Below are 17,205 nucleotides of genomic sequence, written 5' to 3' on the forward strand. Positions count from 1 at the left end.
AGAAGTTAAAGACTGTTAAAGAGCGTTAAACTCGTTTTTATGTATATACGAAATTTTTATTTTTACGTTAAACATTTAAAATCATAAAACATAATACTATGAAAAAATTTGGAAGTTTATTTTTGGTTTCTTTATTGAGCGGAGCCACTACTTTAGGGGCTTACAAATTATTTTTTGACAATAATTCTGCTTCATCAAAATTATCAATAGCAAATGAAAACTTTGCAAGAAATGTTAGTTTAGGAGCCGAAGGGGTTGACTTTACAACCGCCGCTGATAATGCAATACATACTGTAGTTCACGTTAAAAACAAAACCGTTTATAATATTCCCAGCAATCCTTTAATGGAGTTTTTTTATGGTTATCAAGGAGAAGGTAGACAACAAACACAGGTAGGAACTGGCTCAGGAGTTATCATTAGTGAAGACGGTTACATAGTAACCAATAACCATGTGGTTAAAGATGCTACCGAACTGGAAGTCACTTTGAACAACAACAAAACATACAAAGCAAAACTTGTAGGCACAGACAGCAAAATGGACATTGCCTTACTAAAGGTGGATGCAGATACTAAATTACCTTACGCAACCTTTGGTAATTCAGACAACATAAAAGTAGGAGAATGGGTTTTGGCAGTAGGTAATCCTTATAACTTAACATCGACAGTGACTGCTGGTATAGTTTCTGCGAAAGCACGTGATTTAAGTAATCAAGGAATCCAATCTTTTATTCAGACAGATGCTGCTGTAAACCCTGGAAACAGTGGTGGAGCATTGGTAAACACTCGTGGAGAATTAGTAGGTATTAACACGATGATTTCATCCCCTACTGGAAGTTACACAGGTTATTCATTTGCTGTACCATCTAATCTTACACGCAAAATTGTCGAAGACTTAATGGAATATGGCAATGTGCAACGTGGTGTTTTAGGAATTGAAGGTGGCGAATTAAATAGCGCTACAGCCAAAGAATTTGGAGTAAAAGAAACAACAGGCGTTTTAATTAGCAAAGTATCTAAAAATACTGGTGCCGAAAAAGCGGGTCTTAAAAAAGGCGATATTATCAATAAAATTGACGATAAAAGTATTATCACTTTTGCCGACTTGACTTCATACATTAATACTAAAAGACCAAATGATGATGTAAAAGTTGGATTTTTAAGAGATGGAAAATTAATGAGTACCACTGTTAAACTAACTAAAAAAGAACTAATCAACTATGACTTGAAAGGTTTAGAATTAGAAGATATTGATGCCGCCGACAAGAAAAACTTTAGAGTAAACTATGGAGTAAAAATTAAAGATATTACTAATGATGAATTAGTAGGATATGCTGATCAATTGAAAGGCGGAATAATTTTGAGTGTTGACAATGTTAAAGCAACTGATATAGAAACTATAACAAGAGTGCTTTCTAAAAAAGGAGAAAATCAACGCTCACAAATAGAATTACTAACAAATAGCGGTCAAATACTACGTTTCTTACTATAAGAAAATCACGCGAAACAAGTAAAAGCCAATCAGATTTTGATTGGCTTTTTTTATTAAAAAAATATCATAAATAATTTTACGAAAACGTTTGAAATTGATACTTTTGCGCCAATAAAAAACATAAACTCTTTTATACCAATGAGCAACAACACAACTGTTTACGAAAAAGAAATAGCTTTCCAAGCTGACAGAAGAAGAGCTGCTGTTGAATTTATCAAAATCATAAGCGATTTATGGTACGATAAGTCAATCGAATTAGTTCTTTTTAGAAATCAATTAATAGACAGAAACGTAAGTGAAATTATAAACTTACACGAATATGCTGGAGAATTCGTTCAAAAGCCAATCAACGTTTTTGATTCAGTTGAAATTGCTCGAGCTATCAACAAATTGGACTTACCACCTTCAAGACTTGATATTGGAAAATTGACATACGAATATCATTTGGAAGATAACAAATACAACGATGCAATGGCATTTGTTGTTGATAAATTAAGAAACGCTAAAGAAACTTCTGAAATTAAGCCTAAAGATGTAGTTCTATATGGTTTTGGACGTATTGGTCGTTTATTAGCTCGTGAAATGTCTTCTAAAATTGGAAAAGGGCAACAATTACGCTTACGTGCAATTGTAACTCGTGATAAAAATGATGCAGTTTTATTAGAAAAAAGAGCTTCATTATTACGTTATGATTCGGTACACGGTGATTTTGAAGGTTCAGTTCAAGCAGATCCAGAAAACAATGCTTTAATCATCAATGGTGCAACTGTACATATCATTACAGCAAATTCTCCAGAAGAAATTGATTATACGAAATACGGAATCAACGATGCATTAGTAATCGACAACACTGGAGCTTTCACTACAGAAGAGGCTTTAGCAAGACATTTAACTTCAAAAGGAGTTGAAAAAGTATTATTAACTGCTCCTGGTAAAGGTGTTCCGAATATCGTTTACGGAGTAAACCATGAAGATTACAATCCAGATGAAGTTAAAATTTGGTCTGCGGCTTCATGTACAACTAATGCAATTACTCCTGTTTTAAAAGTTATTGAAGATACTCTAGGCGTTGTAAAAGGACACATCGAAACGATCCATGCTTATACAAACGACCAAAACTTGGTTGATAACATGCACAAAAAATACCGCCGTGGTCGTTCAGCTGCTTTAAACATGGTAATTACTGAAACTGGTGCTGGAAGTGCAGTGGCAAAAGCATTACCAAGTCTTGCGGGTAAATTGACTTCAAACGCTATTCGTGTTCCTGTTCCTAATGGTTCATTAGTTGTTTTAAATCTTGAAGTAGGAAAAGAAACTTCAGTTGCTGATTTAAACAACATCATGAAAAAATATGCTTTAGAAGGTGCTCTAGTAGAACAAATTAGATACTCATTAAACAATGAATTAGTATCTTCTGATATTGTAGGAACTGCACAACCATCAATTTATGACAGTAATGCAACTCTAGTTTCTAACGACGGTAAAAATGTTGTATTATATGTTTGGTACGATAACGAGTACGGATACAGTCATCAAGTTATTCGTTTAGCAAAATATATTGCTAAAGTTAGACGTTATACTTATTATTAATAGGTTAGATTTAATTTAATATTTCAAAATCCGTTTCATTTTTTTGAGGCGGATTTTTTTTATTTATCACAATATTTACTATCTTTCTTACAAATTAAACGCAATATAAATTATTATGGGAAAATTTGTAATTTCTAAAAGAGCCAATGGTGAGTTTCAATTCAATTTAAAGGCAGGTAACGGTCAAGTAATTTTGACTAGCGAAGGATATTCAGCAAAGGCAGGATGTGAAAATGGAATCGAATCTGTTAGAAAAAATTCACAAGATGAATCAAACTTTGACAAAAAAGTTGCCGCTAATGGTAAATTTTATTTCAATTTAAAAGCTGGAAACGGACAAATCATTGGTTCAAGTCAAATGTATGAAAGCGAGCAAGGAAGAGACAACGGAGTTAGTTCTGTAGGTGAAAATGCTCCTAATGCATCTGTAGAAGACGAAACTGTTTAAAAAAATAAAATCTTAAAATCCGTTTCACTTAGAAACGGATTTTTTTTACACCAAATGCTCAATTACAGTAAAAAATATCAAAGTGTTGACGAATACATCTCTGATTTTTCTGAAGAGACAGCTTCAATTTTGTCAACTATCAGAAACTTAATAAAAAAGGCTGCTCCACAAGCTACTGAATGTATCAGCTATAATATGCCAGCGTTTAAACTGAAAAAAGTACTGGTTTATTTTGCCGCTTTTAAAAATCATATAGGTTTTTATGCTTTACCTTCTGGCAACAAAGCATTTCAAGAAGAACTTAAAAATTACAAAACAGGAAAAGGATCTATTCAATTTCCGCTTTCTCAACCCATACCCTACGATTTAATTCAAAAAATTGTTGAATTTAGAATTCAAGAGGTTTCCAAATAAATTATAAATGAATTTACAACCAACATTAAAAGACGACTCTGTTGTTTTATATCCTTTGCAAAAAACAGATTTTGAAGAATTATATAAAGTTGCCAGCGATCCATTAGTTTGGGAACAGCACCCAAATAAAGACCGATATAAAAGAGAAGTATTTCAAAACTTTTTTGATGGCGCTATGCAATCAAAAGGTGCTTTTAAAATAGTTGATATTGCTTCAGGAGAAACAATAGGAAGTACTCGATTCTATGATTTAGACACAAATAATAATTCTGTATTAATTGGCTATACTTTTTATGGAAGAAATTATTGGGGATCCTCCTATAATCCCAAAGTAAAAAAACTTATGATGGATTATGCATTCCAATTTGTTGACACGATTTACTTCCACATTGGTGAAAATAATATTCGTTCTCAAAAAGCCATTGAACGATTAGGCGCTACCAAAGTCCGAGAAATTGAAGTTGCCTATCATGGTGAACCCGAAAAACTAAACTTTGAATACTGTATAAACAAAAAAGATTGGAAATAATTAAACTAAAAAGCTATGCTCTTAAAATGTCATACCATGATTCTACTAGCAGTAGTTACATCACAATGTGAAAACAAAAACTTAATCAAAGATTGTCCTGAAGAAAAAATAATCAATAAGATGCCAACAGTAGGTGATTCGAAACTTCCTAATGAATATTACATATACAAAGGGGAACGAAAAGAAATAAATGAATTTGACGCAACTTGGATTTCAGAAAACTGTAAAGTACCAGTTAGCGAGGTTCATTAATTTAAAACTCGGTTAATTTGAACAAAACGTCTTGCATAGTAAGGCTCTTTTACTGAAGAAATAATAACACCAGCACTAGTAGAAGAATGAATAAATTTAATTTCATCTTCTGCTACTTCAGTAATCATACCAACATGACTAACACCTCTTCCACGAGTTGCGAAGAAAATAAGATCTCCTTTTTGTGCTTGACTTCTATCAATTCTAACTCCAGCATTTGCAGCCATATCACGAGAAGAACGTGGCAAAGTCATTTCTATGTTTTTAAAAGTCGAAAACATTAATCCAGAACAATCAAAACCTCCATTACCTGTAGCTCCACTTCTGTATCTTGCTCCTAAATTTTCAGATGCTTTAGAAATAAGAAATTCAGCTTTAGTCATATTTTCTGGAGTAAGCGGCTCCACTTCTACAACTTCCGTTTGAGTTTGAGTTGTTTCATCTACTTCCTCATCTGACTCTTCAATTTGAGGTTTCACATCTGCAACCTCATCGTTTTTATCTGATTCAACTCTACCTATTACTTTAAATTGACTTCCAGATTTTTTATCTTCTTTCTTTTCAACTTTTTTCTCTGCAATTGGTTTTTCTTCAGATTTTCCAACAACAGCAACTTTAGTTTCTTTTTTATTTTCTAAAATAACATTTTCATTTTGACTGCCTTTCTTAACCAATAACTTAACTCCAACTGCAAGTCCGTTTTTAATTTCAGGATTTAAAGATTCCAATTCAGCAATTGAAACTCCATACTTTTTAGAAATACCGTATTTAGTTTCTTTAGGTTGTACTTCGTGAACTATTTGTTCGCCAGAAATTGATACTTCTTTAACTTCTTCTTTCTGAACAATTGAAGCTTTTTCTATCTTTTTAACCTCTTCTTTTTGGATTGGTTTTTCTTCCTTTTTACTAGCAACAGCGTCAACTTTACTCTCTCCTATTGGAATAATTAATTTTAAACCAATTTTCAAACCTTCAGTTTCTATAATTGGATTGGCTTCTTTTATTTTATCAATAGAAGTATTGTATTTTTTTGAAAGTCCGTACAATGTTTCTTTTGCAGCGACTTCATGTTCTACTGTTTCAGACTTTTTTTCTTCGACTTTATTTTTTGATGGAATTTGTAAAACCATGTTCAACTGAAGTGTTTTTTTAGCTTTTGGATTTAATGCTAAAATTTCAGCTGGTTTTACATTGTATTTTTGAGCAATACTATAAACAGATTCTCCTTTTGAAACAGAATGTTTGATATTTTCTTGAGAGAAAACCACATTAGTAATTACAAAAAGAAATAAGGTTAAAAGTTTTTGGAGCTTCATAAGTATTAAATTTTATCACAGTAAGAAAAAACTGCTAAATTTTTAACGGTTCACAAGATAGGCATTTTAAACGTTTTGCTTGTAAAGTTTTAACATTTTTAAGAATTTCACGCTTTTAAAAGTAAGATTTTATTTCTAAAAAACAGAACAAATAAAACAGCAAAAAATTAACAATCAAAACATTAAACAATTTACATTTTAAGAAAGCATAACAATTTGTTAATTACCAAAAAATTACATTTCATTCTGTATATATTTGATTTAATCAAGAAACAAACGGTCATTCCTATGAAAAAATTGTTACTAGCATTGAGCTTTTTATCATTTACTTATGCACACGCACAAAAAGAACCTCAAAAATTTGAAGAATATATAATCTCAGACGGAGGTGTTTTTGGCTTAACTATTTCACCCGATTCACAAACGGCACTTTGGGTAAAATCAAAAGGGAAAAGAGATACTTTAATCATTATGGAATCTCACAAAAGAAACGGAAAATGGATGAAACCAGTGGTAGCGTCTTTTTCTAGTCCGAATGGAAGTTGGAAAGACATTGATCCTGTTTTTAGTCCCGATGGAAAAACAGTCCTATTTCAATCCACCAGAAGCGTAGAAAATCACCCTCAACGCAAAGGTTTTGACATTTGGGCGGTTAAAAAAGTAAAAAATGGCTGGAGCGAACCGTATCACTTAGGAAACACCATCAACACTGATGCCTCGGAATCATTTGCTTCTATGACCAAAAGTGGTACCATTTACTTTATGAAAGATAATGAAACCCAAAAAGGCAATTCAGACCTTTGGGTTTCTAGATTGGTGAAAGGAGAATATCAAAAGCCAGAGAATTTAGGTAGTCCCATCAATACCGAAGAAAGAGAATCGAATCCTTATATTTCGCCTAACGAAGATTATATTATTTATTTCTCGAGCAATCCAAAAGGTCATGGCGAAATCGATTTGTATATCAGCTTTAATAACAAAGGAAAATGGAGCGAACCCATTAATTTAGGAAAACCAATTAATTCAGAACTAGCTGAATTTTGTCCTTTTGTACACCAAAAAGAGAAAAAACTATACTTTGCTCGTCAGAAGAAAATGGAAAATGGATTGATGTCTGAAGATTTTTATTCCGTTGATTTTGATGTTAAGAAGTATCAATCCAAAAAATAATCAAAATAAAAAACTCCTGCTTTTGGCAGGAGTTTTTGTTTACTATTATAATTTATTACGCTTTACCTGCCGCAATCAAGTTTAACGCTGAACCTGCCACAAACCAGCCAATCTGACTTTCATTATAGGTGTGATTGGCCAAAATAATATCTTTTGATCCATCTGCATGAACAAATTCTAAGGTTAAAGGTTTACCAGGCGCAAATTCGGTTAAATCTAAGAAGTTGATCGTATCATCTTCCTTGATTTTATCATAATCGGCTTCGTTAGCAAACGTTAAGGCCAACATTCCTTGCTTTTTCAGATTGGTTTCATGGATACGAGCAAATGATTTTACCAATACCGCTTTTACCCCTAAGAAGCGTGGTTCCATAGCCGCATGTTCGCGTGAAGAACCTTCACCATAGTTTTGGTCACCCACCACAATGGATGGAATTCCAGCCGCTTTGTAGGCTCTTTGCACTTTTGGGACCTCATCGTAAATTCCAGTCAATTGATTTTTAACCGAATTCGCTTTATGGTTGAACGCATTTTCAGCACCAATCAACATATTATTGGAAATATTATCCAAATGTCCACGGTATCGCAACCACGGGCCCGCCATCGAAATATGGTCGGTGGTACATTTTCCAAATGCTTTGATTAACAACTTCGCACCCGTGATATTTTTACCGTCCCACGCTTCAAAAGGCGCCAATAATTGTAATCTATCCGAAGTTGGCGAAACAACCACTTCTACTGAAGAACCATCGGCTGCTGGCGCTTGGAAGCCATCATCTTCTACTTCGAAACCTTTGGTTGGTAATTCATCCCCATGAGGCGGATTCAATTTTACTGGCTCCCCGTTATCATTCAATAATGTATCGGTAATTGGGTTGAAATCCAAACGACCCGAAATTGCAATAGCCGCTACCATTTCTGGCGAAGTTACAAAGGCGTGTGTATTTGGGTTCCCGTCTGCTCTTTTAGAGAAATTTCTATTAAAGGAGTGAATAATTGTATTTTTCTCTTGCTTGTCTGCTCCTGCTCTATCCCATTGCCCAATACATGGTCCGCAAGCATTGGTAAATACTTTGGTTCCCATTTTTTCGAAAGTCGCGATGATTCCGTCTCTCTCGATGGTGTAACGGATTTGTTCCGAACCTGGGTTGATACCAAATTCCGCTTTTGGAGTGATTCCGTGTGCGACTGCCTGCTCCACAATGGAAGCGGCTCTCGACATATCTTCATACGACGAATTGGTACACGAACCGATTAATCCCCACTCTACTTTGATAGGCCAACCATTCGCTTCGGCTTCCGCTTTCATTTTAGAAACCGGAGTTCCTCTATCCGGAGTGAATGGCCCATTAATGTGCGGCTCTAATTCTGATAAATTGATTTCGATTAATTGGTCGAAATACTGTGCCGGATTCGCATATACCTCCGCATCGGCGGTTAAGTACGACGCTACTTTATCGGCAGCATTGACCACATCCTGACGACCAGTTGCTGCTAAATATCTTCGCATCGAATCATCATAACCAAAGGTTGATGTGGTCGCACCAATTTCGGCCCCCATATTACAGATGGTTCCTTTTCCGGTACACGACATCGATTCGGCTCCTTCGCCAAAATATTCTACAATAGCGCCTGTTCCTCCTTTTACGGTAAGAATATCGGCTACTTTTAAAATTACGTCTTTTGGTGCTGTCCAACCGTTTAGTTTTCCGGTTAACTTCACACCGATTAATTTAGGAAATTTCAATTCCCATGACATGCCCGACATGACATCCACCGCATCGGCACCACCCACACCAATGGCAAGCATACCCAAACCACCGGCATTTACCGTGTGCGAATCGGTACCAATCATCATTCCTCCAGGGAAAGCATAATTTTCCAATACAATTTGATGAATAATCCCCGATCCCGGTTTCCAGAACCCGATGCCGTATTTATTCGACACCGATGACAAGAAATCAAACACTTCTTTGGATTGTTTGTTGGCAAATGCCAAATCCTCTGCTGCGCCGTTTTTTGCCTGAATCAAGTGATCGCAATGTACGGTGGTAGGCACAGCGACTTTGCTTTTACCCGCATGCATAAATTGGAGTAAAGCCATTTGTGCGGTTGCATCCTGACACGCAACACGGTCTGGCGCAAAATCGACATAATCTCTACCTCTGGTAAACGCTTGAGAAGGGGTTCCTTCCCATAGGTGAGAATATAAAATCTTTTCTGATAATGTAAGCGGACGACCCACCAGCTCACGTGCTTTATCCACACGCGAAGCCATAGTAGCGTACACTTTTTCAATCATTTCAATATCAAATGCCATAATACTACTTATTTATTGTTTGTTATTTGTTTTAACCCTACAAGTTACAAAAAAATTAAGCAGCTTTGACAAAAAAGGACTGAGTTGTATGCTCGAGTTTAGTTATTATGATTTATAAAATTCAAATTGAGGTTTTATTAATTTCACCTTTTTCTAAAGTATATCTAAATTTTTTATAATTATCATCTTCAATAACTACAATACTATGATTTTGCTTTAATAAAAATTCGGCGAATTGTTCATAGGTAAAGTTTGAAAAACTCTTTGTTTCTATGCTAACTGAGAATTTATTCTCTTTTATTCTAAAATCAACTTGTGTCAATCTTTTTCTCCTTTTTACAATTTCTATTTCTTGAAGTTCTGAATAGGACATCCTACCCATAACTTTCTTTTTAAAATGAACCATTTCATCATCACAAAACAAAATCAAGTCGCTTTCACTGTCAAACTTTATAAAGAAATATATCAATAAACTTAACACAACCGCAACACCTATCAATTTTGCAATTATTGATGACAAACTCATCGAGATTATAAGTAGTACTAAAAATATGGGTATTATAAACACAATGCCATATGTAACTGTAGCTGTATTCAAATTACCTCTAAAATGATAATTGAAATCTTTAAGTGATTTTTGAGGTTCCATCTTCATATTAAGTTAACTTAAGCAAGTATCACTTTGAAGTGATTTGTTACTCAAAGTCAGGAGACTTTGCGGAGCGGGGTTATGAGTAGTGTAAATTTATAAATACAAAGCACGAGCAAGATGCTCGCGCCAGCAAAAGAGTTATTATAATTCAAACTCTTCAGATGTGATATATAAAAAATGACCTATTTCTTCGAAGAAATCTTCCATAGGTAACGTTGAAATGTTTTCCATTAAATTTATTAAAGTTGAATTCCAATAAATACCCTGTCTTGGATTGAAAATTTCAATTTTTTCAATTTCAATTTTTTCATCCGATAACCAATTTAGAGCACAATAAACTAATAATTGTTTGATATCGGAAGATTGTATATTTCTTTCGCCTGCTTTAATTTCACAGAGTACATTTTCATAAAGTAAATCCCCTTGACAATTTGCTATTATCCCACACCCTCCAAACTGTGGTTCAAAAATCAATTTTTTTCCTGAATATGTTGAGATTAATCTTTTTGATTGTTCTTTGATTGTAGAATTATTTACTTCATCGAGAATGTAAGTTTCTAAACCATTTCTAGGTAAATGTTTTAAGTTATCTGATGTAATTTCAATTATTTTTGACAGCTCTAATTCTTCTCCAATTCTTTTTTGCTTAAAATCAATAAATGCTGCAGAATTATTAATTGAACGATATTTTGTCTCATCTAATGAAACCATCGGTTTAAACATTCTTTCAATACTCCCTTTATTTAGAAAACTCACATAATCGGTTAACCAAGGAGTATTTTGAGTCCAAAAAGAGGAATAACCTCTTGCAAATGTTTTTTCTGAAATCATAAGGGTAATTTCCATTTTGTTGCTGAAGGATTTTTATTCCCTACCCAGCTTTTTAATAAACTTTCAAATTCTGAAAATTGTGACTCTATTTTTTGCCTCCAAAAAGTTCCTTCTTCATTCATGAAGTAACTTGAGGCAATAAATGCTCTTCTTTCCCAGGAAGTCAATGTTGAAAATTGGGATTTAAGATCCGAAAGCCAAAATGAATTATACAAATTTGTCATTGCATACATACAATTCATTTTCACCAATGTCGAACGAGAGTTACTTGCTATCTGATCAATAGCTTGTATACTTGTTTCTGTATTTTTTAAAGATAGTACTCTCGCAGTATACGAAGCATTATTATCAGTTTGAATTATATATGAATTTGAAAAAACTAATCCAGAAAGAGTGTTTAAAAAAAACGAAACGGTTTCATCATCACATTCAAGCAACTTTTTGTTTGCTAATTGCATAACAGATGGATAAACTGGGTAGAATGCATCTAAGTTTGATGCAATAGTCTTAAAAGCCAAATTTAAAGGTTCTTCTTCAAGAATATTGACAGCATTCAGAAGTTGCTTCCCAAATGCATGATGAATGCGGCTTTTTCTAATCTCTGTCTTTATTAATGGAACAATATCAAAATCAGATAATTTTTTCTTCAATTCTTTATAATCTTCTTCTGCAGTTGTGGAATAGGGATCATATTTAATATTTATTCTCATAAAAGACGCTCTCTCTTTACCTTCATCATCATCTTCGCCTTCTAAAATTACCGTTGACTGTGAAATAAACTCAGTACTAGTTAATATTTGAGTTTTGTTTTTCTGAAGAGTTAAACCTTCATTTCTTAATAAAAATTCTGCACACCAATTCAATTTTTTGAAAGCATCTTCTTTTGAATCAGCAAAAATTATGTAATCATCAACATATCTACAAAAATCAATTTTTTTACTATTAATGATTTGATCAAAAGAATTTAAAAGTGCTTCAGCTAGTATTCTAGCAGCATTTCCTCCAACTGGCAAACCGTAAGATGCATTTTTGGAAATACCTGTTAAAATATTCATTATCCTTTTAACTGAAGTTGTATTAGTTGTTGATCTCAACAATGCATTTTCAAGTCTATGGTGGTAGATGCGAGTATAAAAATCAGAGATATCAAACTTTATTACATATGAAGCATTACTTGCCTTTGTTCTTGCAGTTTCATAAAATTTTCTCCAAGTATATTCATTATCAAACAGCTTCCCTGTTGATTGCTTTAACTTTATTCTATATGAAAAAACACTATTCTTATTTAGATTTATTCGTTTAGATTCTATATCCTTTGAGATCTTCAGGACCTCATAAAGTAAATAAGCATTCCAAATAGGATCAATTATCGCAGCCCATCTAAACCCCGTAATTCCCACAGGAATACAACTATTTATTGATTCAATTGGATAATTTACACTCCAATTATCAAAATCACTAGAAATCTTTTCTAATATTTTTTTTACCTCATCTGGCTTATCATAAAATAAGGCATTTTCAATCGGAAAAGGAAATATATCCGTATCACCAAATTTCGATATATTATCAATTGCAAGTTTATAATAGTCCATAGTTTGTTTTTTATTATGTTTTTCTGTTTAAAATTTCTTTATTTCATTCTATCAATCTCATCTGAGGAAACATAAACCCATTCATTACATACTCAAATCTAATACATTTTTAACCATTAAATAAATTTCAAATCCAAACTTTAGAACATTCTTCAATAAAATATGTTTGCCATTCATAATAGCCCAAACAAAAAACCCGAGCTTTCACTCGGGTTTTCATTATTCATGTACTAAACTATTATTTTACTAATAACTTATGTGAAGGCGCAAACTTCGTTAAGTTGATACCTTCTACTGCTTCAGTATATTCTTCAATTGATGGCGTTCTACCCAAAATTGTTGATAAAACTACAACCGGAGTTGAAGAAAGCAATGATTCTCCTTTTTTCTCAGCAGAATCTTCTACTACACGACCTTGGAACAAACGGGTTGATGTTGCCATCACTGTATCTCCTTTAGCAGCTTTTTCCTGGTTACCCATACAAAGGTTACATCCAGGACGCTCTAAGTATAACATGTTTTCGTATTCGGTACGTGCAGCACCTTTTGGCGCATCATCGTTAAATTCGAAACCAGAGTATTTTTGTAATACTTCCCAGTCACCTTCAGCTTTCAACTCATCAACGATGTTGTAGGTTGGAGGAGCCACTACCAATGGAGCGTTAAATTTAACTTCTCCTTTTTGCGCTTCCACGTTCTTAAGCATTTGTGCCAAGATTTTCATATCGCCTTTGTGCACCATACACGAACCGATAAATCCTAAATCTACTTTTTTAGTCCCTCCGTAGAAAGACAACGGACGGATGGTATCGTGTGTATAACGTTTTGAAACATCAGCATTGTTTACATCCGGATCGGCAATCATAGGTTCAGCAATTACATCCAAATCAACTACTACTTCAGCATAGTATTTTGCGTTGGCATCTGGACGTAAAGCAGGCTCTTCACCTGAACGGATTTCAGCAATACGTTTGTTGGCTTTGTCAATTAATCCTTGTAATACTTTTTTAGTATTATCCATTCCTTTATCGATCATGATTTGGATTCTGCCTTTCGCAATTTCCAATGATTCGATTAAGGTTTCATCTTCTGAAATACAGATAGACGCTTTGGCTTTCATTTCAGCCGTCCAGTCTGTAAAAGTAAACGCTTGATCCGCAGTTAATGTACCAATGTGAACTTCGATAATTCTACCTTGGAATACATTTTCTCCTCCAAATTGGTGTAACATTTGCGCTTGCGTAGCATGCACCACATCACGGAAGTCCATGTATGATTTCATTTCCCCTTTGAAAGTTACTTTAACCGATTCTGGAATTGGCATAGAAGCTTCACCCGTTGCTAACGCTAACGCTACAGTTCCTGAGTCGGCACCAAACGCTACTCCTTTTGACATACGTGTGTGTGAGTCACCCCCAATGATGATTGCTCTATCATCTACCGTAATATCGTTCAATACTTTGTGAATAACGTCAGTCATTGAGTGGTAAACACCTTTCGGGTCACGAGCCGTGATCAATCCGAAATCGTTCATAAATTTCATCAATTTCGGGATATTAGCCTGTGCTTTTTTATCCCAAACCGAAGCCGTGTGACATCCTGATTGGTACGCACCGTCAACGATTGGCGAAATCACCGTAGCTGCCATCGATTCTAACTCCTGAGCCGTCATTAAACCCGTAGTATCCTGAGAACCTACAATGTTTACAGTAACACGAACGTCAGAACCTGCGTGTAATGCTTCTTTAGAAATTGTTCCTACAGAATTTCTGTTGAAGATTTTTTCAACAGCTGTTAAACCTTGTCCTGCAATTGAAACCTCTTTTGAAGGTGCATACACTAGAGGTGCATCAATTCCTAAAGTTTTAGCTGCAAACGTTTGTAATTTTTTACCAAAAACGATAGCGTAAGAACCACCCGCTTTGATAAATTCCATTTTTTGTGGAGTGAATGATCTTGAGATATCGATTAACTCCTGATCACCATTGTATAATTTTTTTGATTTTGTATTGATTGTTAAAACAGTACCTGTAGCTACTGAATACTTTTGCTCTAAAACAGGCTCACCGTTTTCATCACGAACTACCTCTCCGTTAGCATCCGTTTTCTTTACCCAGTTTTTAAGGTCGATACCAATACCACCAGTTACGTCAACCGTAGTTAAGAAAATTGGAGAAATTCCGTTTGTACCACCCACGATTGGAGCAAAGTTTACGAAAGGGACATAAGGACTTGCTTGTTTTCCTGTCCAAAGCGCTACGTTATTCACTCCCGACATACGAGAAGAACCTACACCCATAGTACCTTTTTCAGCAATTAACATTACTGATTTGTCTGGATGTTGTGCTTGTAATGCTTTGATTTCCTCTTGCGCTTCAGGCGTAATCATACACTTTCCGTGTAATTCACGGTCAGAACGCGAGTGCGCTTGGTTACCTGGTGATAATAAATCTGTAGAAATATCTCCTTCACCAGCGATGAACGTTACTACTTTGATTTCTTCTGCAACTTCTGGAAGTTTTGTAAAGAATTCTGCTTTAGCGTAGCTTTCTAAAATCTCTTTTGCAATTGCATTTCCTTTTTCAAAAGCCACTTTTAAACGATCCATATCAGCATCGTATAAGAAAACTTGTGTTTTTAACACATCAGCAGCTTGCTTAGCAATTACTTCATCGTTTCCTAAAGCTACATCCAACAATACTTCGATTGAAGGACCACCTTTCATGTGTGATAATAATTCGAATGCAAAGGCTGGAGTAATTTCTGCAACTGTTGCTTCTCCTAAAATAATTTCTTTTAAAAATTTAGCTTTAGCACCTGCAGCCGGAGTTGTTCCAGGCAATGTATTGTAGATAAAAAACTTAAGAGAATCTTCTCTATTTGGATTGTTTACATCTTTAATTTGAGCAATAATTTCGCTTACTAATTCAGCGCCATCAATTGGTTTTGGGTGTAAACCTTGACCTTTACGCTCTTCGATTTCTTTAATATAATCGCTATAAATACTCATTTGAATGTTTTTAGAATTAACTGGGTTATTGTTTTTTTGTTTGTTTTAAAATTTTAGGCAAATTTAACCAATACGATTTAAATTAAAAAATATTTAGCATTTCATTAAATTCAAAAGAATATTATTTATAAACATTCTATTTTGATGAAAATATTTCAACAAAATAATTCTTTTTAACATATTATTTAATAATTCGTAAAAATTAAAAAATATATTATTGAATTGTAAAAATTCGTGATTTAAAATTGAAATATTAGCAATTCAGTGTAGTTGTTTGCCTCGATGAAATTAGAAAAAAGGATAAAATTTATTTAACAATTTTAACAGATTGACGCGAGGTATTTGAATGAAAATTAACATAGTAGACCCCTTTAGGGAAGTTAAAATCGAATTCAAATGATTTTTTCTGAGGAAAATCTATATCTAACTGTTTCAACTCACACAATCTTCTTCCTAGGTTATCATAAAGTTCGATAATAAGATGATCGGCATCTTTAAAATCAACCGTGATATTTAGCTTATCATTTATAGGGTTTGGATGAATTTTAACCGATAAAGGCGGCACAGGAATATCTTGAACCTGATTAGTACTTAAAGTACTATCAAACTTATATATAGTCGAGCCAGAAGCATAGGCCAAGTCTTGGTTTATGATAAAAATTCTGTTCAAGCTACCACCAATACCCATATCTGTCCAAGTAGTTCCTGCATCAAACGTTTCAAAAAAACCAGTATTATGACCTCCCATCCAACCGTGGTTTTCGGTGATAAAGCCTACTGCTTGAATGTCTGTTTCAGGAGCATCTTTACTCACCCATGTAACTCCAGCATCTGTTGATTTTATTAATTTCCCAAGATTAGGCGCCACTGATTCGATCGATCCAAACATTACATTGGTATTCCCTTGAAGCGTTTGCAATTTCCAAACATATTCACCAGCCAAACCGCTATTGAATATTTGAGTCCATGTAACACCTCCATCGGTAGTTTTTAAGATAATTCCGCCAGCGTTATTTCTCCCAGAAACAAAACCGTTATTTTCATCTAAAAACATTATCTCAACTAGTCCTGTTGCATAAGCAGACATATTAATGTATTGCCATGTTGCGCCAGAATCTGTAGATTTTATAATAAATGGTGGCACATTCATATAAGATCCGCAGCCATAAACTGTAGAAGTTCCAACACAGTCTAAACCACAAACTGCACGAGGCGCTGTTCCTATATTAGTCACTTCTGCCCATGTTGTACCTCCATCGACAGTTTTATAAAACTTATTATTAGTTAGTGTTCCAACAAAACCAATATTCGCGTTTAAAAACTCAATATTTCTAAAATAGGTATTAATGCCTAAGGTTGCTTCGGACAATTGCGGCGTCCAAGTTAATCCACCATCTGTTGTTTTGTAAACCGCTGCGGTTGATCCGTTTGCTGCCCACCCTAAATTATCATTAAGAAAAAAGACATCATCAAATCTACTGCCATTTGTATTTAAATAAGCCGATGATAATGGATGCCACTGCGATTGTGAAAAAGCAGTAAAGGATAATAATAAAAATAATGACTTTAAAACAGATTTCATAAACGGGTA

At 34.3% G+C, this 17,205-nt stretch carries 14 protein-coding genes; 7 read left to right on the top strand and 7 right to left on the bottom strand.

Annotation, left to right across the window (positions count from 1 at the left end):
• Positions 1 to 98 precede the first annotated feature (98 nt).
• From LJY17_RS08595 to LJY17_RS08620, 6 genes are all read left to right on the top strand, one after another.
• Positions 99 to 1,490: a S1C family serine protease gene (locus tag LJY17_RS08595; RefSeq protein WP_264543428.1), complete on the top strand. Its 1,392-nt coding sequence runs from the start codon at positions 99 to 101 to the stop codon at positions 1,488 to 1,490.
• A gap of 138 nt (positions 1,491 to 1,628) precedes the next feature.
• Positions 1,629 to 3,080: a glyceraldehyde-3-phosphate dehydrogenase gene (locus tag LJY17_RS08600; protein ID WP_264543429.1), complete on the top strand. Its 1,452-nt coding sequence runs from the start codon at positions 1,629 to 1,631 to the stop codon at positions 3,078 to 3,080.
• A 115-nt stretch (positions 3,081 to 3,195) separates the two neighbouring features.
• On the top strand, positions 3,196 to 3,528 hold the full coding sequence (locus LJY17_RS08605) for a YegP family protein (protein WP_264543430.1): 333 nt from the start codon (positions 3,196 to 3,198) through the stop codon (positions 3,526 to 3,528).
• A gap of 54 nt (positions 3,529 to 3,582) precedes the next feature.
• A complete protein-coding gene (locus LJY17_RS08610) occupies positions 3,583 to 3,942 on the top strand; it encodes an iron chaperone (RefSeq protein ID WP_264543431.1) in 360 nt (119 codons plus the stop codon).
• Positions 3,943 to 3,949: 7 nt separating this feature from the next.
• Entirely contained in the window at positions 3,950 to 4,471 is a 522-nt protein-coding gene (locus LJY17_RS08615) for a GNAT family N-acetyltransferase (protein ID WP_264543432.1), read from the top strand.
• A gap of 36 nt (positions 4,472 to 4,507) precedes the next feature.
• A complete protein-coding gene (locus LJY17_RS08620) occupies positions 4,508 to 4,723 on the top strand; it encodes a hypothetical protein (protein ID WP_264543433.1) in 216 nt (71 codons plus the stop codon).
• On the opposite strand, the gene LJY17_RS08625 is transcribed toward LJY17_RS08620, so the two are convergent.
• Positions 4,720 to 6,039, bottom strand: coding sequence for a peptidoglycan endopeptidase (locus LJY17_RS08625; RefSeq protein ID WP_264543434.1), 1,320 nt, complete (start codon positions 6,037 to 6,039; stop codon positions 4,720 to 4,722). The genes LJY17_RS08620 and LJY17_RS08625 overlap by 4 nt on opposite strands.
• 288 nt (positions 6,040 to 6,327) lie before the next feature.
• Here LJY17_RS08625 and LJY17_RS08630 point away from each other — a divergent pair, with 288 nt between their 5' ends.
• Entirely contained in the window at positions 6,328 to 7,209 is an 882-nt protein-coding gene (locus tag LJY17_RS08630; protein WP_264543435.1) for a TolB family protein, read from the top strand.
• 55 nt (positions 7,210 to 7,264) lie between these two features.
• On the opposite strand, the gene LJY17_RS08635 is transcribed toward LJY17_RS08630, so the two are convergent.
• From LJY17_RS08635 to LJY17_RS08660, 6 genes are all read right to left on the bottom strand, one after another.
• Complete coding sequence (locus tag LJY17_RS08635) at positions 7,265 to 9,529, bottom strand: aconitate hydratase (RefSeq protein ID WP_264543436.1); 2,265 nt, start codon at positions 9,527 to 9,529, stop codon at positions 7,265 to 7,267.
• 121 nt (positions 9,530 to 9,650) lie between these two features.
• Positions 9,651 to 10,184 carry a hypothetical protein gene (locus LJY17_RS08640; RefSeq protein WP_264543437.1) on the bottom strand — a complete coding sequence of 178 codons (534 nt, stop codon included), beginning with the start codon at positions 10,182 to 10,184 and terminating at the stop codon, positions 9,651 to 9,653.
• Between the two features lie 138 nt (positions 10,185 to 10,322).
• Positions 10,323 to 11,027: a hypothetical protein gene (locus LJY17_RS08645; protein ID WP_264543438.1), complete on the bottom strand. Its 705-nt coding sequence runs from the start codon at positions 11,025 to 11,027 to the stop codon at positions 10,323 to 10,325.
• Complete coding sequence (locus LJY17_RS08650) at positions 11,009 to 12,604, bottom strand: RNA-directed DNA polymerase (protein WP_264543439.1); 1,596 nt, start codon at positions 12,602 to 12,604, stop codon at positions 11,009 to 11,011. The genes LJY17_RS08645 and LJY17_RS08650 overlap by 19 nt, the downstream gene beginning before the upstream one ends.
• A gap of 238 nt (positions 12,605 to 12,842) precedes the next feature.
• A complete protein-coding gene (locus LJY17_RS08655; protein ID WP_264543440.1) occupies positions 12,843 to 15,614 on the bottom strand; it encodes a bifunctional aconitate hydratase 2/2-methylisocitrate dehydratase in 2,772 nt (923 codons plus the stop codon).
• 307 nt (positions 15,615 to 15,921) lie between these two features.
• The gene (locus LJY17_RS08660; RefSeq protein ID WP_264543441.1) at positions 15,922 to 17,196 is read right to left on the bottom strand and encodes a YCF48-related protein; all 1,275 of its coding nucleotides are present in this window, start codon (positions 17,194 to 17,196) and stop codon (positions 15,922 to 15,924) included.
• Positions 17,197 to 17,205 lie beyond the last annotated feature (9 nt).

Origin of the sequence: Flavobacterium hankyongi, from assembly GCF_036840915.1 — a bacterium.
Classification (GTDB): domain Bacteria; phylum Bacteroidota; class Bacteroidia; order Flavobacteriales; family Flavobacteriaceae; genus Flavobacterium; species Flavobacterium hankyongi.